At 44.1% G+C, this 22,708-nt stretch carries 18 protein-coding genes and 1 riboswitch; of the genes, 3 read left to right on the forward strand and 15 right to left on the reverse strand.

Going from position 1 to position 22,708, the window contains the following annotated elements:
* The first annotated feature begins 98 nt into the window (after positions 1 to 98).
* Both FFM64_RS09595 and cbpA read left to right on the forward strand, forming a co-directional pair.
* Positions 99 to 1,493 (forward strand): L,D-transpeptidase family protein, encoded by a 1,395-nt coding sequence (locus FFM64_RS09595; protein ID WP_137607801.1) that lies wholly within the window; start codon positions 99 to 101, stop codon positions 1,491 to 1,493.
* Between the two features lie 152 nt (positions 1,494 to 1,645).
* The gene (cbpA, locus tag FFM64_RS09600) at positions 1,646 to 2,284 is read left to right on the forward strand and encodes a cyclic di-AMP binding protein CbpA (RefSeq protein WP_137607802.1); all 639 of its coding nucleotides are present in this window, start codon (positions 1,646 to 1,648) and stop codon (positions 2,282 to 2,284) included.
* A gap of 85 nt (positions 2,285 to 2,369) precedes the next feature.
* Here the strand turns inward: cbpA and FFM64_RS09605 are convergent, their stop codons facing one another.
* The 11 genes from FFM64_RS09605 to FFM64_RS09655 form a co-directional block, all read right to left on the reverse strand.
* A complete protein-coding gene (locus FFM64_RS09605; RefSeq protein WP_137607803.1) occupies positions 2,370 to 5,579 on the reverse strand; it encodes a BspA family leucine-rich repeat surface protein in 3,210 nt (1,069 codons plus the stop codon).
* A gap of 162 nt (positions 5,580 to 5,741) precedes the next feature.
* Positions 5,742 to 6,251 (reverse strand): QueT transporter family protein, encoded by a 510-nt coding sequence (locus tag FFM64_RS09610; RefSeq protein WP_137607804.1) that lies wholly within the window; start codon positions 6,249 to 6,251, stop codon positions 5,742 to 5,744.
* A gap of 8 nt (positions 6,252 to 6,259) precedes the next feature.
* Positions 6,260 to 6,305, reverse strand: a riboswitch (PreQ1 riboswitch).
* A gap of 341 nt (positions 6,306 to 6,646) precedes the next feature.
* Positions 6,647 to 7,039 carry a type II toxin-antitoxin system PemK/MazF family toxin gene (locus FFM64_RS09615; RefSeq protein ID WP_137607818.1) on the reverse strand — a complete coding sequence of 131 codons (393 nt, stop codon included), beginning with the start codon at positions 7,037 to 7,039 and terminating at the stop codon, positions 6,647 to 6,649.
* A gap of 193 nt (positions 7,040 to 7,232) precedes the next feature.
* Positions 7,233 to 8,360: an alanine racemase gene (alr, locus tag FFM64_RS09620; protein WP_137607805.1), complete on the reverse strand. Its 1,128-nt coding sequence runs from the start codon at positions 8,358 to 8,360 to the stop codon at positions 7,233 to 7,235.
* Entirely contained in the window at positions 8,360 to 8,722 is a 363-nt protein-coding gene (gene acpS, locus FFM64_RS09625; RefSeq protein ID WP_137607806.1) for a holo-ACP synthase, read from the reverse strand. Before acpS ends, alr begins: the two co-directional genes overlap by 1 nt.
* Positions 8,723 to 8,983: 261 nt before the next feature.
* Positions 8,984 to 10,606 carry a degradosome RNA helicase CshA gene (gene cshA, locus FFM64_RS09630; RefSeq protein WP_137607807.1) on the reverse strand — a complete coding sequence of 541 codons (1,623 nt, stop codon included), beginning with the start codon at positions 10,604 to 10,606 and terminating at the stop codon, positions 8,984 to 8,986.
* Positions 10,607 to 10,875: 269 nt separating this feature from the next.
* The gene (locus FFM64_RS09635; protein WP_137607808.1) at positions 10,876 to 12,252 is read right to left on the reverse strand and encodes a UDP-N-acetylmuramoyl-tripeptide--D-alanyl-D-alanine ligase; all 1,377 of its coding nucleotides are present in this window, start codon (positions 12,250 to 12,252) and stop codon (positions 10,876 to 10,878) included.
* Positions 12,253 to 12,948: 696 nt separating this feature from the next.
* Positions 12,949 to 13,728 (reverse strand): hypothetical protein, encoded by a 780-nt coding sequence (locus FFM64_RS09640; protein ID WP_137607809.1) that lies wholly within the window; start codon positions 13,726 to 13,728, stop codon positions 12,949 to 12,951.
* Between the two features lie 68 nt (positions 13,729 to 13,796).
* Positions 13,797 to 14,696, reverse strand: a complete 900-nt coding sequence (htpX, locus tag FFM64_RS09645; RefSeq protein ID WP_137607810.1) for a zinc metalloprotease HtpX — start codon at positions 14,694 to 14,696, stop codon at positions 13,797 to 13,799.
* An 11-nt stretch (positions 14,697 to 14,707) separates the two neighbouring features.
* A complete protein-coding gene (locus tag FFM64_RS09650) occupies positions 14,708 to 15,268 on the reverse strand; it encodes a LemA family protein (RefSeq protein ID WP_137607811.1) in 561 nt (186 codons plus the stop codon).
* A gap of 79 nt (positions 15,269 to 15,347) precedes the next feature.
* Entirely contained in the window at positions 15,348 to 16,052 is a 705-nt protein-coding gene (locus tag FFM64_RS09655) for a class A sortase (RefSeq protein ID WP_137607819.1), read from the reverse strand.
* Positions 16,053 to 16,248: 196 nt separating this feature from the next.
* Here FFM64_RS09655 and FFM64_RS09660 point away from each other — a divergent pair, with 196 nt between their 5' ends.
* Entirely contained in the window at positions 16,249 to 17,382 is a 1,134-nt protein-coding gene (locus FFM64_RS09660; protein ID WP_137607812.1) for a baeRF6 domain-containing protein, read from the forward strand.
* Positions 17,383 to 17,449: 67 nt separating this feature from the next.
* Here FFM64_RS09660 and FFM64_RS09665 read toward each other — a convergent pair whose 3' ends face one another.
* The 4 genes from FFM64_RS09665 to FFM64_RS09680 form a co-directional block, all read right to left on the reverse strand.
* Positions 17,450 to 17,695 (reverse strand): type B 50S ribosomal protein L31, encoded by a 246-nt coding sequence (locus FFM64_RS09665; protein ID WP_137607813.1) that lies wholly within the window; start codon positions 17,693 to 17,695, stop codon positions 17,450 to 17,452.
* A 136-nt stretch (positions 17,696 to 17,831) separates the two neighbouring features.
* Positions 17,832 to 19,130: a transcription termination factor Rho gene (gene rho / locus FFM64_RS09670; protein WP_137607814.1), complete on the reverse strand. Its 1,299-nt coding sequence runs from the start codon at positions 19,128 to 19,130 to the stop codon at positions 17,832 to 17,834.
* A 181-nt stretch (positions 19,131 to 19,311) separates the two neighbouring features.
* On the reverse strand, positions 19,312 to 20,589 hold the full coding sequence (locus FFM64_RS09675) for a UDP-N-acetylglucosamine 1-carboxyvinyltransferase (RefSeq protein WP_137607815.1): 1,278 nt from the start codon (positions 20,587 to 20,589) through the stop codon (positions 19,312 to 19,314).
* A gap of 688 nt (positions 20,590 to 21,277) precedes the next feature.
* On the reverse strand, positions 21,278 to 22,708 hold a 1,431-nt coding region (locus FFM64_RS09680), incomplete at its 5' end, for an LPXTG cell wall anchor domain-containing protein (protein WP_137607816.1).

The following is a 22,708-nucleotide window of genomic DNA, read 5'->3' on the forward strand; positions in this document are numbered from 1 at the left end:
TTTGTGCAACCACCCCTATAGCCAGCCTAGCATTTGCACTTAACATGAAAGTGTAATAAGGTGAGATTATTACGACACATTTCTCGGGGGCAATTCACATGGAACACAAACGCGGCCTAAGCATTGCTGGGGGGATCGTTGGACTACTCGCCATCGGTTATATTGCCACCAGTTTAGTTTGGCAGCATCAGCAAACCTTTCTTTCCAATACTCAAGTTGCTGGCATCAACGTCAGCGGTCAAACTGCGACGCAAGCCGCACCTAAAGTTAGTCATGTACTCGAACATCGGACCTATCACGTCACAGAAAACGGCCAAACGCGCTATTCATTTACGAGTAAGTCGGCTGGAATCACCGTTAATACCAAAAAAGAACTGACTCAGTTAGTTCACCAACAGAATTACTGGCGCTGGCCATTAGCCTTAATGCAATCTGCCAGTCGCTCAAAAACAGCTAGCATCGGTCAACTACATGTCAGTCAAGCTAACATGTCCAAGTTGTTAGCCAACATTACCAAAACAACGACGCAAACCAAGCGGACGTCGACTGAGAATGCAAAATTAGTTTATTTGAACGATCACGTTGAAATCAAAAAAGAAATTCAAGGAACTGAAATCAGTCAGGCGAAGCTCAAGCAAACGGTTGCTCAAGCCATTGATACCGGTCAAACAAACATTGATCTGAAAAAGGCTTATGTGACACCAACTGTTACTAGTACTAGCCAAAACCTAAAGACGGCTAAAAAGCGTACGCAAAAATATGCGAGCGAAAAAGCCACATACAATATCAATGGGAATAAATTTCAAATTCCACACGATACGATTTTGAGTTGGCTCAAGGTTGATAAGGCTGGTAAAGTCAGTTTGGACCAAGTAGCCGTCAAGACTTACGTTGACCAGTTGAATGATAAGTATCATACCTATCATACGACTCGTACCTTTAAAAGTACGCAACGTGGTGACGTCAAAATTGATGGCGGTCTCTACGGTTGGACCATCAAATCTGCCGATGAAACCAAGGCGTTGTCTAAAGACGTCCTCGCTGGGAAAGACTTCAATCGTTCCCCAGTGACGACTGGCTCTGGCTACCATAACAATCGGCAAGATATTGGATCCACCTATATTGAAGTCGATAAGCAGGCCCAACACATGTGGGTTTACGTTGACGGCCAAGTTAAGGTTTCAACGGATGTTGTCACTGGGAAACCTGGTCAACACGAAACAACTACCGGTGTTTGGAGCGTTTGGAGTAAACAACGTAACAGTACCTTAAAGGGTGACAATGATGATGGCTCCGACTATGCGCAACCGGTCGCCTATTGGATGCCTTTCGGTGATACTGGTCAAGGGATTCACGATTCGCCTTGGCAAAAACAGTACGGTGGCACCTGGTATAAGACCCATGGTTCGCACGGCTGCGTGAACACCCCACCAACCGAAGTCGCTAAAGTTTACGATGCGATTCCAGTTGGAACGCCCGTGGTTATTTTCTAATTTAAATTTAATTTAAAAAGTCAGTGTGCCGAATACGGTCACTGACTTTTTTAGTTAGTAGGCATGACTCCGCGCATAAAACGTCCCTATCAGTTATCATTTTATGGTATCATTTATTAAAACAAACTAATAAATCTGGGGGATCATTCGTTATGTTATTAAAAACTCTCGTTAAACCTAAAGAACGTTTAACTACGGTGAACGCCGATGCCACTTTAGAAGAAGCTTTACAAGTGCTTGAAGATTCTGGCTTCCGTTGTGTACCGATTTTAGACGAAACTGGGCATATCTTCCGTGGTAATATCTATAAAATGCATATCTATCGTCATAAATCGCGTGGCGGCGACATGTCACTACCCGTTACTTCATTGCTTAAAAATGCGACCAAGACGATTCAAGTCGACTCTGCCTTCTATAACGTTTTCTTCTCCATCAAGGATTTACCTTATATCGCAGTATTAGACGAACATGGCTACTTCTATGGTATTTTGACACATACCCGTTTGCTCGACATGCTGTCACAATCTTGGAACGTCAATGTTGGTAGTTATGTGCTCACGGTCGTTTCAATTGGTGAACGTGGCGACTTGGCTGCGATGGCTAAGATCATTACGAAATACACTTCAATCGCAAGTTGTATGACTTTAGATGTTCAAAACGGTACACTGGGTCACCGGACGCTCTTCACTTTACCTGAAGATGTCGATACCGAAAAGCTCAAGCGTATTACCGATAACTTGAACCGGAAACAATTCAAAGTCATCGAAGTTGAAGACTTACAAACCGAATAACAGATTGAAAATTAAAATGGCTGGCAGCTCAAATTCGAGTTGCCAACCATTTTTATTATTTCGATAATTTATCAAACCTCAAACGTTAATCGCGACGCCGCTTGTGCGTCAAGCCCACTAATGCCGTGGCTGCGAGCAATCCTAGTCCCAACAAGGATAATGCCGAACGTTGGTCATCCGTTTGTGGCAGAGTTGTGGTTTTAGCCTGCTTGGTCGCAGACGACTGTGACTGCGATTGCAATGCAATCGCAGTTGGTTTAATCGCTGACTGTTGTCGGGTTGTCTGTTGTGACGTGGTCGTTGACACATTAGCAGCACCTGAATTTCTGATTGGGTCATCGTGGTTGGCCATCACGGTGTCAGCACTAGTTCCAGTATCCGTATCTGGTGTTGGCGTTGACAAGTTACCCTCGCCAGCTTCTTCAGCAACAACCGTCACGGTAATTGACTTCGTGACCGTATTGCCAAAGGTATCTTGATTAGTCATTTTTAACTGATAAACGCCTGGAATAGCCGTATTAACAGATCCTGTATAAGTCAACTGATCAGCCGATACGTTTTGACCAAACGCATCAAGCGCTGTGAGTACACTCGTTGTCGGATCATAGCTTTGACCAGATTTCACATTAACAGTCGGTTCAACTGCTAAGGCTAATTTCGTTGGTACAACGTTGACAGTGACTGATTTTATGAGTTTATTACCAGAACCATCCTGATAACTAACCGTCACCATGTAAGTCCCAACTTTTTGTGGATCAACTTGACTGTTAATTTTCAGACCGTTAGTCGTGCTCATCTCGTCCCCAGTTGCGGTTACCGCCGTTTTAATCACACTTGCTGGATCAAACTTAGTCGCTGGACCTGCGATTAATGGTGTTGGTGTAACGAGTTCCAATGTTGCCGTATTTTTAATGACATGCACGGTGGTGGTTGCGGTAATTGGATTATTCGCTGAATCAGTATACGCCGCGTCGATGGAGTAGTCACCAGCTTTAGTCAAATCAACTTGGTCAACGCCAGTAAAAGTCACCGCACTTGCGTCAGTCATTTGATTACCTAAAGCATCATCGAGGCTGTCAAAGTAATCTGCTAAGTTCAATTTAGCCGTTGGACCTGCCACAATCGTAGGCTCTTTGAGATTGATGGCTGCCTTGGTCTTAGCCAGCGTAAGAAAACTAGTATGGGTTAACAAAACACCATCGTTATTCAAATAACCAAAAACAAATTTCAAAACTGCTGGCTCCATATAACTAATTGGACCAGTAACCGGACGACCGTCAGCGTAACCTTCGTAAATAGGTTGGAATTTACCAGAGCCCAAATTAGACATGTCTAACTTTTGACCATCATCCGACAAGCCATCAACCAACAAGCTCATTTTTTGTTGAACCATCGCTGCGTTATCCTCTGCACTTGGTCCTAAAACAATTGTAACGTCTTGTCCACCTAGAGTGGCCGTACTATTATGTTTGACAATATTAACATTGATTGAAACTGAAAATTTATTGCCAAGACTACTCGTATAAATTAATGTAATTGGATAAACACCAATTGTTGAAAAGTCAATATTGCCAGCATAGCTCAATTGATTAGCATCTATTTGTTGAGAAATATTTCTGCCCTGATAATCTTGTAGACTGGCAACCCCTGCAGCTAGATTCAAAGCCCCATTTGGATAAATTGTAATATCCTGACCTGTGAGTTTACTGCGATCACTCTCATCAACTTGGGCAATATACGTTGCTGCCGGGCCACCAGTACCATTCTCGTATAATGCATTTAATTCAAGATATGTTAGTACTTCGCCAGTGTCTTCATTAATCCACTTGCCTGTATACGGATATTCCGTTACCTGGCCAATATCACTATACCAGTCTTGGTTAATCTGTATTAGTTTAAAAGTAGAACTAACTTTTAATTCTTTGATATTAAAGTCAACTTGACCAGGTGCATATCCCATAATTTGATCAGTGGCCTGAACTTTACTCATATTCCAACCGCTTAAATCTAGGAATTCGACACCTGAGTCCAAGAACATTTCCTCCATATTGGTCGCATTGCTAACATCCCACTTACTAACATCGATCTTTTTCAATTGTGGTGTGGCATAAAAAGCTTGATTGAATGACGTAACTTTACTAACATTCCATTTGCTAACATCCAAATTTGACAATTTATTATCGTTTGAAAATGGTGACACGATTTGTAATACTGAACTCATATTCCAATCTGCAATATTCAGTGTAACTAAATCATCCATACTGGAAAAGGTCTCTAAAAGATCAATTAATGAATCTGGTTGCCAGTCATCCAATTCTAAATCAGTAATGCCCTTCGCTCCAGAAAACATGTCCCTCATCTCAGTCACTTTACGAACATCCCAGCCATTTAAATCTACTGTCTTGCTCATTGTGCTGTCCATAAACATATAGCTAAGATCCGTAGCTTGACTCACATCAACTTTATCAAGTCCAGTAACGCCATTGGTTAAGAATGAAAATAGGCCTATATATATACTTCCACTGTAAGTTCCGTTTTTACCCGTAATATATAATTCATTTGTAACAGCCATCGATTTGATTTGACTTCGTTGCAGCATTTGTACCACATTATTAGCATCAGTATAGAAAAATATCGGACTTCCAATCGTTCCACCACCAAGTGTCATCGCACCAGTACTAGTATCGAATGACCAGTTCACAGTGCCATTGACACCTTTAATCGTCGTAACTTCGGGTGTGGGAACAGACGCCTTCAGCATCTTTTGTCGATTTTGAGAGATTTGATTAGACGTTGCCGCAGTTTTTTCTTGTTGATTATCTGAATTTACTGTTTGTGTGTCAGACGTACCAGCATCCTTTGTTTCAGTTTCAGATGATGGATTCTGAACGTCAATCGGATCGGCCTGTTCTTCATTCTGATTTAAGTTATCATTTTTCGAATTCTCAAGTTGTTGGCTTTTGCCAGTCACGGCATCACTTTGAGGATCAGTGCTAATTTGTGATTTACCAGTAACTTCCGGCGTTACTTTTGAGTCAGACTGACCGGTTTCATCTGGTTGCGCTTTCGTATTAGTACTATCTCCAGCAGTCAGTGTCACACTCTTTTTATCTGAATCTACTGCAGTCGGTGCCACAGCTACCTGACTGTTACCATTGTTGACAGGTGTTTCATCCGCATGCACGGCAGTCCCCTCAGCGATTTGCCAGCCAAATGCTAATATCCCAGCGAATACCCAGAACCGACCTTTTTTATACATCTTATAATACAACTTTGATGTCCCATTTTTTGACAATGTTAAGCTTCCCCTCACAACAAGCGTCGCTTTTAAAACGCTACGTCCATTTAGTTAAACTACGAATCTATTATACGGCTAAAATGTCACAGTGATAATCATTATATTAATGCCGCCAAAAAAGCACGTCCAATTTAATAGACGTGCTCTGATACTAAAGTGCTATTTACCAATCCGTTCGCTAAACCGTAAAACCCGGTTCAAGCCATACATGATTGGTGCCGTAATCGACATAATGATCAATTCTGATAATGCGGTCGTAAGGTAAGTTGGCCAAAAGGCAGTCGCACCACCGACGAGCATGAGCATCCAAGCAATCATGCACATCGACAACGTGAACAAAATAATGTTTAAAACCATCCGTTGCCAAATTTTTTTCAGCTTGGGACCTAGCCAGCTGACGACTAACAAGGCTAGCAAGGATTGACCCCCACCAAACACCACGTTAAGTAAACTGGCACCGGGACCAAAGGCATCGAATAAAACAACCCCGGCAACAATTCCCCAAATGTATTTCCGATTAAAAACGACTAAATGATTCAACCCTTCTGAAACTCGGAATTGAATCGCTCCCGATGCTAAATTAAACGCTGCGGGACCGACGGATAGCACGATATAAATAGCCGCGACTAAAGCATTAATAATCCACGGCCGAATTTTTGACTGCGTCATCTACTGAACGCCTCCTAGTTTTTTTAACGTGGGATGGTTACGAACCACGTTTTGAAAATGACAAGCGGCTTATATCATAGCACGCAGTCGGTTCAGTCGCAAATCTGTCACTGTTTACTTATTGCCTGTGGATAAGCCGATTAATTTAATCCAGCGAATAATCTTATCCACAGACGACGACTAATTATGACGAGTTGTTAACCGCCAACTGCTAATTTATACCCATTAGTTGTGAACAAGCATTAATTCCCCATTTAAAAAAGAAACTTATCCACAAAAAACACCACAGCCCCAACTAGTCAAACTGACTAATTAGGCCTGTGGCGCTGTTTGTTAGCTGTGCTCGGCAAAACACACCGAAACGAATCAATTATGTAAATGACTTATCCCCATTACTAAGGTTGCATGGTGCGTCGCGGTCGCCGTTTCGCACGATCAGTCAGTCCGATACTGACCTGCAAGGCATTATCAACTCGTTGCATGGTTTGTTCATCTAAGTGCGTGACGCGATCTTTTAGCCGTTGCTTATCGATAGTGCGAACTTGTTCTAAAAGCACGACAGAATTCTTCTCAATCCCGGTGTGAGCAGCATTGATGTTTACATGCGTGGGCATCTTGGCCTTCTGGACCTTAGCCGTAATGGCGGCAACAATCACTGTCGGACTGTAGTGATTGCCGACATTATTTTGGACGATTAACACTGGCCGCATGCCGCCTTGTTCAGACCCAACGACCGGTGAAAGATCGGCATAAAAGATATCACCACGCTTAATGTCAACCGCGGCCATCGCCTCATCTCCCTTTTTACTATGCCAACTAGTCTCCCCATTGCTCGCACTAGTTGTAACCATACTTGAGTATAATAATAGCATGAACGCTCAACTATTAGCAACCGTTACCAACCGCGGTATTAGTTAAAGCCACCAAAAAAGCCTGTAATCGGGACTTTAACATCTCTATAACAGGCAATAAAAATAGTTATTATTCAGTATAAACTCTTGGTAAACGTGGTGCTAAGCCACAAGCAATTTCATAATGAATCGTCCCGCAATAATCGGCGACTGATTGTAATGAAATACTGTTGTCGCCATCTGACCCGACCAAGGTCACCTTTGACCCGACGGCAACTTCGTGTGGTAACCGCACCATCATCTGATCCATGCAAACTCGGCCGACAATTTCACAAAACTGGCCATCGACCAGCACATGAAAGCCTTGCAAACGACGTTCATAGCCATCCGCGTAACCAATCGGTACCGTGCCAATCCATTCATCTTCAGTGGCAGTATAGGTCGCCCCATAACTGATAGATTTACCACGTGCCAACTTCTTAACGAAAGACAGCTCAGCAGTCAATGATAAGGCTGGTTGTAAATGATAGGGCGCACTTAATTCGGTCCCAGATGGGTTCAGACCATATAGTGCGACGCCGAATCGAATCATATTACCGTTGCAAGCTTGATGCCACAAACTCGTTGCCGAGTTAGAAACATGCACATACTTTGGTAATTCTGGCACAACAGCAATTAAGGCCTTCCAATTCGTCAATTGATGCGTAAAGTACGTATCATCTGCTTGGTCGGCAGTGGCAAAATGAGTGAAAATCCCTTCAAAGTCAAATGGTGAACCGGCAACGCTCAGCGTTTTCACTGCCACTGCAAGCTCAGCTGGCGTTTGAAAGCCAATCCGCCCCATACCGGTATCCAATGCTAAATGCACGTGCAGTGGTGTCCTGACTTGATTGGCTGCCAAGATTGGTGCCGCTTGATCCAACCAGGCCTGTGACCCGACCGCCACCGAGATGTTTTTTTCAGCGATCAATGGCGCATATTCTGGTTCAGTAATTCCTAAAACCAAAATCGGTTCCGTGATCCCAGCAGCTCGTAAGGCCAAGGCCTCATCTAAAATAGCGACACAAAAGCCGGTCGCGCCAGCCTGTTTCGCTGCTTGGGCGACTTGGATGATACCATGACCATACCCGTTGGCCTTCACGACCGCCCAGAGTTCAGTCAATGGATCTTTCCGTGTCATTTCTTCATTAATGTTGTGTTTAATTGCCTGCAAGTCAATTTTGACTTGTGTGTGGCGGTGTTCCCCAATTACAACCATCACGATTTGCCTCTTTCCAAGATAACTTGTGTCATTACTAATTGATCTGTATGTGAAATAGAAATCCACGCATTCCCATCAAAGGGTTGCCGCGTAATTTCCGGTCGACCGAGGTCGTTGTCCAAGATTTCGATGTCCTGAAATCCGACTTGCGCCCCAATGCCAGTTCCAAAAGCCTTACTGTATGATTCCTTAGCTGAAAAACGCCCTGCCAGAAATTCCACCTGACGCTTGGGACCATAGCTCTGAAAAACAGTTAACTCAGCTGGGGTTAAAACCTTTTTAGGAAGCTTCAACCCAGCCTTTAACATGGCCGCAATGCGTGATAATTCAGTTAAGTCAATTCCAGTCCCATAAATCATCCACTGGACCACCTTTCACTACTGATGTTTCCAATTTACCACAGTTTTCATCGACATAACAGGCCTGTCACATGCAACCTTTTCACCACGTCATGAAAAGTGATAACGTCATCAACTCAGCTGGCCAACTACGCAATCATCTTAACCATATTCTCAATTAATTTTAGCATCTCACGGTACAAAAAAAGCCGAGCAGACGCTCGACTTTTCAACTGATTGACCCCTAAGACTCAGACCAGTTTGTACTTTCAATTTGTTAGCTTAATCGTTGGTGCGGATGGTGAAGTTCCGTTTGCTACTTTGCTTGCGGCCTTCATCATGGTTACGGTTGTTGCTGCGGTTGTCTTCACGACTGCGGCTACCATACCCACCACTCTTACGATCACTGCTACCGCCATTACGACGGTCGCTACTACGATGATCATCACGGCTACGACCATTGTGTGAATAGCCACCGCCTCGACGGTCACTACTCCCACCGCGGCCACCATTGCTGCGATTACGGTTGCGGTTACCACCACGATAACCACCGCCACGACGATTGCCACCGCCGCCTTTATGGCGAGGTAATGGCCGTTCTGGCGTGATTTTAACTGGAACGGCAGTTGCGTCGTCCTTCGTCAAATCATTCAGTAAAGCAGCGACTAAGTCAGTAGCGTCATATTTTGCTAATAATTCAGCAGCTTGTTCGGCATACTTTTCAGTCTTAGTCTTGGCAACCAACGTGTCAACATCAGCTTCAGCAGCGGCGATTTGGCCGGCAAAAGCTTCTGCATCTGTTGGTGGCTTCAATGGTAACATGCGCTTCTTGGTCAACTTTTCGATGACCCGCAAGTATTCCATTTCGTTAGGTGTGACAAAAGTTAATGAGACCCCTTTATGTCCGGCACGACCGGTACGGCCAACACGATGAACATAACTATCTGGATCCTGTGGAATATCGTAGTTGTAAACATGAGTCACACCAGAAACATCAAGTCCCCGGGCAGCCACATCGGTTGCAACTAAGATATCTAACTTGCCAGCCTTGAATTGACGCATAATTTGCGTCCGACGTTGTTGACTCAAGTCACCATGAATCCCAGCGGCATTATAGCCACGAGCTTCAAGACCTTTTGACAATTCGTCAACACGGCGCTTCGTCCGACCAAAGACAATCGTCAATTCAGGTGCCTGAACATCGAATAAACGTGTCATAATATCGAACTTTTCAAATTCTTTTGCTTTAACGTAGTATTGATCAACTGTATCAGCGGTCAATTCTTTTGCTTTAATTTTTACATGATGTGGTTCAGTCATGAACTGAACACCGATACGTTTGATTTCAGGGGGCATCGTTGCTGAGAAGAGCATTGTTTGCCGTTCTGAAGGGACTTGTTTGATAATTGATTCAATATCATCCAAGAATCCCATGTCTAACATTTCATCGGCTTCATCTAAGACCAACATCTTAACATGATCTAATTTGACCGTGCCGCGACGGATATGATCCAATAAACGACCTGGCGTCCCAACAATGACTTGTGGGTGTTGCTTCAGGTTTCTGATTTGACGACGGATGTCAGAACCGCCGTAGACGACTTGGACTTTCGCCCGTTCGTCTTTACCCAAACGGAAGATTTCTTCCTGTGTTTGGATGGCTAATTCACGCGTTGGTGAAATAACTAGAGCTTGAATGTTAGGATTATCAAAATCCAAACGTTGTAGGATTGGCAATGCAAACGCGGCGGTTTTACCAGTACCGGTTTGTGCTTGGCCAATCACGTCTTTCCCATCAAGCACCATTGGAATGGTTTCTGCTTGAATTGGGGTGGCTTCTTCGTAGCCTGCTCGGGTAACTGCTTTAAGTAGGCTATCGGATAAGCCTAGTTCTGTAAACTTCAAATATGTTTCCTCCTAAGGATGACGCCATGGGATTACTGATAGCTAGGAAAAAATCCGTTCCCCGTAACACGCTGTCATGTAAGCCAACGGCCTGACTTTCAAATAGTACAACTGAATTATCATACACCGGTTATTCTAAATTAGCAAGAAAGACCCCTGATGGTTAACCGGCACAAATAGGGTCACTAATTTTTGTTAGCGTCACCACTTCCCAGTTAATCACCAGTGGCCTTGCAAACCAATCAGTGAAAATTAATTAAAATTTTTATTTAAACTTCTAATGCTGCCAAGACATTCTCTAAATGAATCCCATGACTTCCCTTTAATAATACCTCATCATCCGAATCAATGGCTTGTTTAAGATCCACAATTAATTGTGGTTGCCCAGCGGTGGGATAATAATGGATTGCCGTTTCAGGATACTTGTCAGCTAACACTTTCGCTAAAGCCACCATGTGGGAGCCATTCAAATAAACACTTTGGATTAAGCTGGGATCTAATTCGGTCGCCAAGCTGGCATGTAGTTCATCCGCCTGTTCACCTAATTCCAGCATATCACCCAAGACAGCAATGCGTTTGCCGTTCGTTGGTACGGCGGAAAATGCTGCTAAAACGCGCTTAGCTGCGGTGGGATTTGAGTTATAAACGTCACTCAAAATCGCTTCACCATCAGCACCCGTCAACCATTCGGTCCGGTTTTCGGTTGGCACAAAGCTAGCAATCGCTTTTTGTGCCGCAGCAGGACGAATGTGGAACGTATCACCAACTAGCAGTGCTGCTAAGGCGTTATTGACATTATAAGCGCCCATCATTGGAATCGTAATCGTTTCATCTGGCCAAAGGTTCGCCTTAAAACTAGTCTTTGCCCGACTGGTTTGAACATCACTACCAGCCAATGTGTTCGTCGCGTCTAACCCAAAAGTCCGTTTGCGTTGTTCGACTGTAGCGCTACGATCTTGTAATAATGGTTCGTCCCCATTAAAGATGAAGGTCCCATCTTCTTTCAAGCCATGGATGATTTCCATTTTGGCATCCGCGATTTTGTCCCGGGTTCCAAAGAACTCGATGTGAGCTTCACCAATCATCGTAATAACGGCGACGTCGGGTTCGACTAATCGGCTCAAAAAGTCCAGTTCACCAAAATGATCCATACCCATTTCAACGACAACGACTTCCGTATTTGGTTCCATACTCAATAAGGTAATCGGCACACCGATTTGATTGTTGAAGTTTGCGTGCGTTTTGGTGACGTTAAATTGTGTACTTAAAACGCTAGCAATCATATCTTTAGTCGTTGTTTTACCGTTACTCCCAGTCACCGCAACGACCTTGGGATTGATTTTCTTCAAATAATACTGTCCCAATTGTTGTAATGCCTTGAGGGTATCCGGCACTAAAATCACTGGTAGGTCAGTTGGTGCGCTGTCAGCATGGTCGCTTGCCCACAGTGTTGCCACGGCACCATTTGCAATGGCACTTTGAATAAATTGATGACCATCATTGGCCCCAATTAATGGAATAAACAATTCGCCGGCCGTTAGTTGTCGACTATCAAAAGCCACCCCGGTTACATTAACATCGGGCCAAGCCTGTTCAGCATTATCAGCTTGAACCGCCTTTGCAATTTCGGTAACTTGCATTTTCATATGAATTAAACTCTCCATTCGTGGTAACCATCTGTTGGCTACCAAATTACTGACTAATATGTCGTAGATTTCTCGTATAGCTAGATTAATTTTAGCTACTCGCATTTGAAATTATACCACTTTGGCGCATTAGACTCTATGGACGAGCCTAATTGAGTTTACTTTCATCGACACAAAAAATCGCCATCAAGTTGATTGAACATAACCTGATGACGAACCGTATTTTAGTTTAAGTTTGAAAGGTACAAATTTAGCGCTCCGTCAGTCAAAACCAGTGTGCTGTGGGGGACGGTGCCAGCCGAAGTACGGTCTGCCGCCTCAATTCCAAGCCGACAAAACACGTCTTTGAATTGCCCCGCAAGATCGGTCAGCCAAGAACGCCGACTAATCTTGCCGACACTGCACACTGATTTTGACTGACTCCGCTAAGCGTAAACAACTTCAAAACTACTGATTAGTTGGAGGTTGTTGCTGATAGCATCGGACGTGCTGGTGGCGTTAGACCGGCGTTTCTTTTGCCGGCCTTACACCACGGACGGCCCGGGAGATTTGCGGTTTTGGCAAAGCTTTCGGGCGAGGTTCAAGACGTTTCTAAGGCTTGAACCGGTCCCTCGTCCGCATGTTATCGGCAACAACCGGAAGCGGCAATTTTTAACTTTCAATCTTTAGTTAACTTAATTAAAGCCCACGTTTAACTTAGAGATGGTCTTCAAAAGCCAGCTTATCATGAACTTGCAAGCCCCACTCGCCGGAAACCAAGTTGAATTGCAACGTTGCCACATTGTGGGTTCGCCGATTCTCATCGGTGCGGGCAGGATCGAAGACTTCGATATCATCATTAGCCATTTCCGTGTGTACCGGCACTAATAGTTGCCGTTGCCGAATCATCGATTGATCAAAATAGATGAACAACCCATCCGACATTAAGCGAACTAGCTGTTTCAGAATGGCTTCCGGCACTTTTGGCACCCTCAGTGAGCGTGTAAACATCCGCCGACCACGGTACGCAGCCAACGTATGTCGTACGATTGCGGCACTCAACACATGACTGAACGCTGAAATATAATAGAAATAAAGTTTAATCCCACCATTACGTTGCTCCAAAAAGACGTAATGATTGCGTAACTTATAATTGAAAGGTGAACGAATCGGGCGATCCATATGCCCAAGGTAGAGTAACTCAGCAATTTCCGAAGCAGTCAAAAAGTCTAGGTCCCCGACTTCATCGTAGTCTAGCCATTTGACTGGTAGTGGATGCGTCTGTAACAAATAACGCCGAATTTCATTCTCGTCATTAATGACATTCAGACCAGTATGCGCGTTAACCGCATGATCCTCATCATCCACACCAACCAGTGAAACTAGGTTTTCTGGCAAGCGTTTCACGCCGTGCACAAAATCGCTCTGGTCGATGCCATAAGCAAAGACTAAATTATCAAGTTTTTCTAAATTGGCGTATATATATCTGCGTTGCACCGGACTCACTCTTTCAATAACTATTTATTTATATTATAAGCCGTCCACTTACAAATAGCTGGCTTTTATCACATTTTTTCTAAACGCGCGATGCGATCAGCCATTGGTGGATGTGTTTCAAACAGATGCGTCCACGTTTTCTTAGCCTTAAACGGATCCGAAATATATAAGGCTGCACTGCTGGGATCAGCTTGTTGCATGGGTTGACTATCATCAATTTTCGTTAATGCATCAATTAAGCCTTTCGGGTTCCGAGTCAATTCAACCCCACCCGCATCGGCTAAATATTCACGATTACGTGACAAGGCCATCTGCACCAAACTAGCCGCTAACGGTGCCAACACAATCACGATCACGGACAAGAGCATTAAGAGAATCTGGATACTCCCATTACTGTCACGATCGTTATCTCGCCGACGACCACCGCCCCACCAGAAGGAGTTAAGCCCCCAGTTGACCAGTAAACTAATCGCTGCCGTCAACGCCAGCGCAATCGTTTGAAGTCGAATGTCGTAATTACGGACGTGGGTCATTTCATGACCGATGACGCCTTCCATTTCTTCTCGATTCAAACGTGCCTGGATACCCGTTGTGACTGCAACCGCGGCATGTTCCGGATTATTTCCCGTGGCAAAGGCATTCGGGCTCTCATCATCAATGATAAAAACTCGTGGCATTGGAACTTTGGCAACTAAAGCCATATCTTCCACAATATGCCAAAGTTCAGGATCATCATCCGCGGAATGCAACTCACGCGCATGATTCATCCCCATGACCACATCCGTCGACTGACCAATCATGATACCGGTATAGACGAGTGCAACAATGACCGCCATCACAAGCCCCGCCGTCGCACTATCAAAAAATACATATCCCACTGCCGCGCCAATAATAGCCACTAACACGACAAAAGCGGCCATCACGTAAACCGTGTGCCGCTTGTTGCGGGCAATTTGCTCAAATAACATGGGCATAACCTCTAATCATCGAATGTCACTTTCGGTGCTTCTTTTTCTGCTTCTGGAACGGCCAAGAATTCAACTTTTTCAAAGTGATGAACACCAGCAACCAAGTTAGATGGAAATTGTTGTAACTTCATGTTGTAACTTGCGGCACTGGAGTTGAAGAGTTGCCGTGAATAAGCAATCTTATTTTCGGTGTTACTTAATTCTTCCATTAATTTGCTAAATTCTTGATTAGCCTTCAAATCTGGATAGTTTTCAGCTAAAGCAAAGATACTCTTTAAAGAACTCGTCAATTGATCAGAAACGGCCATCGCTTGTTCATGATCGCCACTAGGAATCTGAGTCATTTGGTTACGTAACGAAACCACTTGTTCTAAGGTACTCTTTTCATGCTTCGCGTACCCTTTTACCGTGCTAACCAAATTAGGAATCAAATCATTACGACGTTTTAATTGGACGTCAATTTGGCTCCAGGCTTCTTGCGTATACATCCGTGACTTGACCAGGCCGTTATAAATAACGACATAAATAGCAACCAAGATCAGGATGACCGCGATAATAATTAATCCAACCATCAAGTGAGACCCCCTCTAATAATCTTGTACCCTTCTATTGTAACGTGAAATAATACAAACCGCTGTCAGACGTCAAAATTTAATATTTGTTATTAAAGTGACTCGTAAACGATTTTTGAACAGTAGCTGGTGCACGATCAAAAGTCCATTGTTGCACGTACTTCCCCTGAATCATCAGTCGGCCCGCGCCTGTCTTATCACAGGTAATCAGTGTGACCAACTTCTGCCCAGGAACATCATTAATGACTTGGACGTCAGTCGCTTTAATAAAGGTCCGCTCACTCGTCTTGTAAGCATAGATCTTTTTGGCATCTGACAAGTAAATCATCTGACCAACTTTACTCTTATAGTATAGCGGACTGAACAACGCCCCATGTTTAATCATATGATGACCAGCCAAGGTGTAATTGCCCGTCCCCATCGTTTGGTCTGCCTTCATCGTTCCAGCAGCCAGGGCTAACGTTTCGTTGCTAACCCCTTTGCCAATCGGTAAGTACAGATCAACCGACGGAATTGAAATGGACCCAATCACATTAATTGAGCTTTTATTCAAACGAGCCTTGGCGACTGTTTGAAAGTCTAACGACTTGACCTTTGTAAAGTCAAAATTACCTTTTTTCTTGGTGTTCTTAGCGACTGTCTTCGTCGTAACCGTTGGCGCATACGAACTGACCAACCAACTCTTAATTTGTTCATTGAAAATCAACGCTAAAGACAACGCAATCAGAAGCACAAATACCACGCGGCCTAACCACTTTAACGCCGGATGCCGTTTCGGCTGCATTTTCCCATCTCCCATACTCTTAACCACTCTAACAATTGCGGTCTACGGTAAATATACCTTAATTAGGCTGAATAAGAAAGTACCGAACTCAACTTTTTTATCAATTATTCACAACTTATGCAAAGTATAATCATTGATTAATACAATTGAACCTGTTATGCTAGTATTATCAACTAAAGAAAGTAGGTTGGACCCTATGGATATCATGGTAAAAAATGATCTTAACCAATTAATGCAACAGCGCGATGCTGGACCATTCATCGCCATCTATCTAAATACTGAAGCTGTTTTAAACGACTTAACGCACCGCCGCTTGCAACTCAAGCAACTCGTGACTGAAGCCGAGAACCAGTTGGCCCAACACTTTCCCAAAACCGATTTTACTCCCTTTAAAAAGCAACTAGATACCTTAACCAACGATAACGCTTTTTGGTTGCAACATACTGGCCCACAAACTGGCCTAATCGTAAATGCCGACACCCTACGGATTTTTGACTTACAGATTCCAACGAAAAATCACGTTAGCGTTAATAGTATGCCGCCAATTCGGCCAATCTTAGCCGACCGTCAGCATCAGTTCGACTTCGACTTACTGGCAATCAGTGAAACGTCAATGGCTCTCTATCATCAACGTCAAGGTGACTTTGTCGAAGTCATTTTACCAGCAGACGCCCCCGCGACAATGAAACAAGCTCTAGGCGAAGAAAAACGCGGCGGTGATTTAAACTTTAACAGTAGTCCAACGCATGGGGTTAACTACCACGGGCATAATGCTAAAGCCGAAGAACGGGCTGTTGATCAACGGAACTATTATTTACAAGTTGACCAGTATGTTCGCGAATGTTCGCAGGCGACGCAGCGGCCACTCATTTTAATGGGCTTACCCACTAACCAAGCCACGTATCGCAAACTCAGCAAAAATCCGTACCTGTCACAACATCTAATGGTCGACCGCTCACCGAGTGGGTTAACCACTGCTGAAATTCAGACAGCAACGGAACCCGTGCAGACAAAATGGCACACGCAATTAGCGGATATCTTGTTGGAACGTTACGATGACGCCAAATCACGTCAGTTGGCAATCGACGATCCATTCGACATGATCACACCGGCTTTACACGGTCGCATCGATACGTTGATTGTTGCGGATGATGCTCAAGTTAGTGGGACCATGAACTCAGATGGCTTGCAAACAACTGGCATGGCCTTGCCTGACAACTTAATCGATGATTTAGTCGACGTGGTTATGAGCAAACAAGGTCAAATTCGGATTATTCCGAGCGACCGGATGCCTACCGAAACTGCCGCATTAGCGTTACTACGCTACTAAACTCTAGAAAAATTATCTCAAAAAAAGCCAGCCGACAAATTGTCGGCTGGCTTTTTTAATTCGATGCTTATTTGAGACCGTATTTTTTGTTGAAACGATCGACCGCACCATCGGCTTTGGTGAACTTTTGTTTACCAGTGTAGAATGGATGTGAGTCTGAAGTAACTTCGACCCGGATTAATGGGTAAGTGTTACCGTCTTCCCATTCAACAGTTTCGTCAGACGTTGCTGTTGAACCAGAGATGAACTTGAAACCAGTTGTTGAATCTTGGAAAACAACTTGGTGGTAATCTGGATGGATTCCTTTTTGCATAATATTACGCTCCTTTGCCCTGAATCATTTGCTGAAACAGAGATTATCATTTGTTTTAAATCAACCTTTGTATTCTATCATATCTGCTAATTGCCCGTCAAGAGTCTGCCAGTTAGCAATAACTGGCTGCCCAATCTTATCGACGAGGTTTCCGCCGTACGGTTGAGCCACCACCAATTTTCAAACTACCTAAATCATGCAGAAAATCTGTATTGGTCTTGGAATGCTTCAAAAATTGTAATAATTGTTCCGTATACTCCAACGAATTGCCACCCATCGAGCGACGAATTTGCCAAACTGGCTCCAACGCAGCTTTTCTGAGTAATAACTCTTCTTTTCGGGTGCTGGATTGCTTCAAATCTAAAGCTGGAAAGACCCGCCGTTCCGCTAATTCACGCGATAACTGCAATTCAGAGTTCCCGGTTCCTTTAAATTCTTCATAGATCATGTCGTCCATCCGGCTGCCGGTTTCGACAAGGGCCGTGCCTAAAATCGTTAGGCTACCGCCCTCTTCAATATTACGAGCCGAACCAAAGAAGCGCTTTGGCTTATAGAAGGCTGTTGGATCTAGTCCCCCGGAAAGCGTCCGGCCACTCGATGGCATCGTTAAATTATAAGCCCGCGTCAGCCGAGTAATCGAATCCAACAAAATAATGACATCTTGCTTATCTTCAACTAAGCGCCGAGCACGTTCTAAAACTAATTCCGCCACCCGAACATGATTTTGGGGCTGTTGATCAAAAGTTGAGCTGACCACTTCACCCTTGATCGACCGTTCCAAATCGGTAACTTCTTCGGGTCGTTCATCAATCAGTAACATGATCAATTTGGCAGCCGGATAGTTCGTCATAATGCCATTAGCAATATTTTTGAGTAATGTCGTTTTACCAGCTTTTGGCGGCGCCACGATCAAGCCCCGTTGACCGAAACCAATTGGCACAAACGTATCGATCAAGCGCGTCGATAGCGTTTGGGGCGTCGTTGAGAGCTTAATTTGCCGATTCGGATAAAGCGGCGTTAAAGCTGGAAAATGGGGCCGTTGACGGGCTTCATTAGGATCTTTGCCATTAACAGTTCCGACACGCATCAGGCCATAATAACGTTCATTAGGCTTAGGTGGCCGGGCCTGCCCTGCAACATAATCCCCATTTCGCAACCCAAAACGGTGAATTTGGGACTGGGAAATGTAAATATCTTCTTGTGAAGGGCCATAATTAATCGGCCGCAAAAAACCGTAGCCTTCCTGTCCAATAATTTCGAGGACACCCTCCATTTGGACAAAGCCACGTTTTTTGTCTTGTTCTCGTAAAACTGCCAGCGATAATTCCTTTTTATTCATCTGTGAATAATATTGGATCTTGTAGTCACGGGCATAGGTATAAATTTCCTTGAGTGTTTTCTGCTCAAGATCGTGCATCGTTAAAATCTTTTCCATTATCACTGCTCTTTCTCAGCTTGTGATTGGCAAGCGCTAAACCGGTCTAATCCTGCTCAATTTTTGGTTAACTGCAAAGTTCTTCCTAACGTTTTTTGATTAGCAGGAATTTTGTCAGCTCGTCGAAACGTACTCAGCCAAACTGAAGGCTGCGGTTAAGGCACCTTCAACCCGTTTGACTTCACACTTTTTCTTGTTCGTCGGTCGCAATTTCGACATCGGCACCTAACGTGTGTAATTTATCAATCACCCGGTCATAGCCGCGTAAAATATTGTCCGCACGTGAAATTTCAGTCGTCCCACTTGCTGCTAAACCAGCAATCATCAAGGCCGCACCAGAACGGATTTCACCGGCTTCAACGTGAGCCCCTTGTAGATGTGCAGAATGACCAACCACGATCAGGTTATCTTGCACATGAATATCGGCGCCCATCTTGTGTAATTGCGCAACGTGTTGGGTCCGTTGTGGATAAATCGTATCAATGACAACACTATTGCCATTTGCATGTAACAATAATGGTGTAATCGGTTGTTGTAAGTCGGTTGCAAAACCGGGATAAGTCATTGTTTTGACCCGAACTGGACTCAATTCACCGACACGTGGCACATAAATACTGTCCTCGTTGATTTGTAAATCGACACCCATTTCGAGCATTTTAGCTGTGAAGGATTCCATATGTTCAGGAATCACATTTTTCAATAAAATGCCATCACCAATAGCCGCAGCTAATGACAAATAAGTTCCCGTTTCAATTCGATCAGGAATAATCGTATGAGTTGCCCGTGAGCGTAGTGATTCGACACCTTCAATTCGAATAACATCCGTCCCAGCACCACGAATTTTAGCGCCCATATTGTTCAAGAAAGTTGCTAAATCAATAATTTCTGGTTCCTTGGCTGCATTCTCGATAGTCGTCGTCCCGTGTGCTTTGACGGCAGCTAGGATAATGTTAATAGTTGCGCCAACAGACACCACATCTAAAAAGATGCGGGCGCCGTGAAGGCCTTCCGTACCAGTTGAGATAAAGACAGAGTCGTTTTTTTCGACAACATTAGCACCAAGGGCTTTGAAACCCTTGATGTGTTGATCGATTGGACGCGGACCAATATTGTCCCCGCCAGGAAAGGTCACCGTTGCCCGGTTAAAACGGCCGAGTAACGCGCCCATAAAGTAATAGGATGCACGCAGGCTTTTAATTGCGCGACTTGGTAATTCAGATTCAATAATTTGGGTTGGATCAATTGTTAAAACATCATTTTCAAAAGTGGAATGAACATTCATCGATTCCAAAATAATTTTTAAATTGTGAACGTCTAAGATATGCGGAACCGTATCAAATCGGACCGGAGTGTCTGCTAGAATCGCAGCAGGAATCAGTGCGACGGTACTATTTTTTGCGCCACCGATCGTTAATTCCCCAGAAAGTCTTTTTCCGCCATGGATAATCATTTTTTTCATAACATAACTTTCCTCGCTAAATAAGTGTCACACTGTACAATACAATCATTAACCATAATAAAGAATGTCATGCAAAAAAACAACCAATATCAGGAAACTGTAATCTTTTCGAACCAGAAAATCGATAACTCATCTAATTTAATCGCTTTCATTAAGAAACTGCAACTTTTTAGTGTTATTCCTAAGAAAAAATGGGGGCTACAAGATTTACCATTGTGAGGTGAGCCCCAAAAGTTAGACAGAAATTTTAGCTTCCTTAGACGTTAATGCGGTTAAGGTCATCGGCGTCGATGACTTTCGCTATGGTGGTATGAATCAGCGTGATTACACTTGTCCATAATCGATCATGAGCCCATTCTCAGGTGACCTCTTAGCTTCCAGTATCAATCCACAGGCCAGTGTAGCATTTGCCTTAAAAATGCTTAGAGCGGTCCTGAAAGGGTAGCTAGAAATAGGTTCTGTCCTGGATTAACCAGCGCCCAAATAAAACTGGATGACAGGTTCTCGAAAGATACCGGGAGCTCGCCATCCAGCAAGTCACGTAAATTCTGTGTCCCACGTTAAATGACCACTTCATTGCTGAAAAATCCATCAACACCAAAATTGTAGCACCCAAAAAGGCCGCCCCTAAACTCAGGGCGACCTTTTTAGTCTATCTATGCGTTTCTCAGATCTTTAATTAACCAGATTAATGTGAGCGACGCCGAATAAATGGTGTTGCCAACAGTGCCAACAAGGCTACCCCGATTCCGGCCAATAAACTCTCATTCTTTTGACCAGTTTGTGGCAACTCTGTTTGCTGCTGATTTGGCTTCGCCTTCTGTTGAGACTGTACATGTCCAGTTGCAGTAATATCACTTGCCACTGACTGTGCACTGTTTGTACCTTGAGCCAAAGTCTGCTCACGTACACCATTGCCTTGGTTTACACCATCATTCTGTGACGTTACCTGCTGACTACTTGCTTTAGCAGCAAGTTGACGTGTAAATGAAGGCTCCGTCCCAGCTTTATCAAACTTGACGATTATTTTACCACCGATACCGTCTGCTAACGTGACTTCCGAAGCATTAGGATCGATTGTTTGTTGAGCAACCGTCTTACCATTTCGTTGTACCGTTACCGTCCGTTGACCAGTGGCTGGATCGTAAGTGTACGTCGTCGTATCACCATCGGTCCACTGCTTAACGACTTTGACAACATTGCCATCGGCGTCTGTCGTCGTAGCAGTGACGTTACCAGACTTATCAGTTGCTGTCTGCGTCGTGTCATGTTCAAAAGTTGGTTCAGTACCGGGTTGCCCAGCATTAACGATCGTTTCAACACCTTTTCCAGCAGATAATGTTGCTTTCGCTGTATTGGGATCAATCGTCTGTTGGTCAACCGTTTGACCATCCTTTTGTTCCGTCACAGTCTGATTACCAGTGATTGGATCGTAAGCATAAGTTGTCGTATCGCCATCGGTCCACTGCTTAACCACTTTGACAACATTACCATTGGCATCTTTCGTCGTAGTAGTCACGTTGCCAGACTTATCAGTAGTGGTCTGCGTCGTCTTGTGTTCAAACGTTGGTTCTGCACCTGGTTGACCAGTATTAACGATAGTTTCAACCCCATCACCACTCTTCAACGTTGCCGTCGTCGGATTGTCAGTGTTAATAGTCTTTTTATCGACCGTATTACCATCCTTTTGTTCCGTTACCGTTTGCGTCTTAGTAGCTGGATCATACTTGTAAGCTGTCGTACTCCCATCGGTCCACTTCTTGGTGACATTGATAACATTGCCGGCATCATCTTTCGTCGTGGCGGTAATGTTACCAGCCTTGTCTGTCGTCGTCTGCGTCGTGTCGTGTTCAAACGTTGGTTGTGACCCTGGTTGTCCAGTGTTAACGGTGGTTTTAGCATCATCTACAGCAGATACGGTTGCTTTGGTGGTTCCCTTTTTAATTGACTGCTCGTTTGTCTTACCGTCTTTTTGTTCCGTCACTGTCCGGTCCCCACTAGCTGGATCGTAGGTATAAGTCGTCTGACTATCATCAGGCCACTGCTTAACTACCTTAATAACATTGCCGTTGGCATCTGTCGTCGTAGTAGTGTCACCATCAGTCTTCGTCGTATCATG

Source organism: Lactiplantibacillus daoliensis, assembly GCF_005405005.1.
Taxonomy (GTDB): Bacteria; Bacillota; Bacilli; order Lactobacillales; family Lactobacillaceae; genus Lactiplantibacillus; species Lactiplantibacillus daoliensis.

What these genes read in the sequence shown, in the direction of transcription:
- FFM64_RS09595 (WP_137607801.1), top strand. Translation starts at nt 99, where the DNA reads ATGGAACACAAACGCGGCCTAAGCATTGCTGGGGGGATCGTTGGACTA.
- cbpA (WP_137607802.1), top strand. Translation starts at nt 1,646, where the DNA reads ATGTTATTAAAAACTCTCGTTAAACCTAAAGAACGTTTAACTACGGTG.
- FFM64_RS09610 (WP_137607804.1), bottom strand. Translation starts at nt 6,251, where the DNA reads ATGACGCAGTCAAAAATTCGGCCGTGGATTATTAATGCTTTAGTCGCG.
- FFM64_RS09615 (WP_137607818.1), bottom strand. Translation starts at nt 7,039, where the DNA reads ATGGCCGCGGTTGACATTAAGCGTGGTGATATCTTTTATGCCGATCTT.
- alr (WP_137607805.1), bottom strand. Translation starts at nt 8,360, where the DNA reads ATGGTTGTAATTGGGGAACACCGCCACACACAAGTCAAAATTGACTTG.
- acpS (WP_137607806.1), bottom strand. Translation starts at nt 8,722, where the DNA reads ATGATTTATGGGACTGGAATTGACTTAACTGAATTATCACGCATTGCG.
- FFM64_RS09635 (WP_137607808.1), bottom strand. Translation starts at nt 12,252, where the DNA reads ATGAAAATGCAAGTTACCGAAATTGCAAAGGCGGTTCAAGCTGATAAT.
- htpX (WP_137607810.1), bottom strand. Translation starts at nt 14,696, where the DNA reads ATGTTATTTGAGCAAATTGCCCGCAACAAGCGGCACACGGTTTACGTG.
- FFM64_RS09650 (WP_137607811.1), bottom strand. Translation starts at nt 15,268, where the DNA reads ATGGTTGGATTAATTATTATCGCGGTCATCCTGATCTTGGTTGCTATT.
- FFM64_RS09655 (WP_137607819.1), bottom strand. Translation starts at nt 16,052, where the DNA reads ATGCAGCCGAAACGGCATCCGGCGTTAAAGTGGTTAGGCCGCGTGGTA.
- FFM64_RS09660 (WP_137607812.1), top strand. Translation starts at nt 16,249, where the DNA reads ATGGATATCATGGTAAAAAATGATCTTAACCAATTAATGCAACAGCGC.
- FFM64_RS09665 (WP_137607813.1), bottom strand. Translation starts at nt 17,695, where the DNA reads ATGCAAAAAGGAATCCATCCAGATTACCACCAAGTTGTTTTCCAAGAT.
- rho (WP_137607814.1), bottom strand. Translation starts at nt 19,130, where the DNA reads ATGGAAAAGATTTTAACGATGCACGATCTTGAGCAGAAAACACTCAAG.
- FFM64_RS09675 (WP_137607815.1), bottom strand. Translation starts at nt 20,589, where the DNA reads ATGAAAAAAATGATTATCCATGGCGGAAAAAGACTTTCTGGGGAATTA.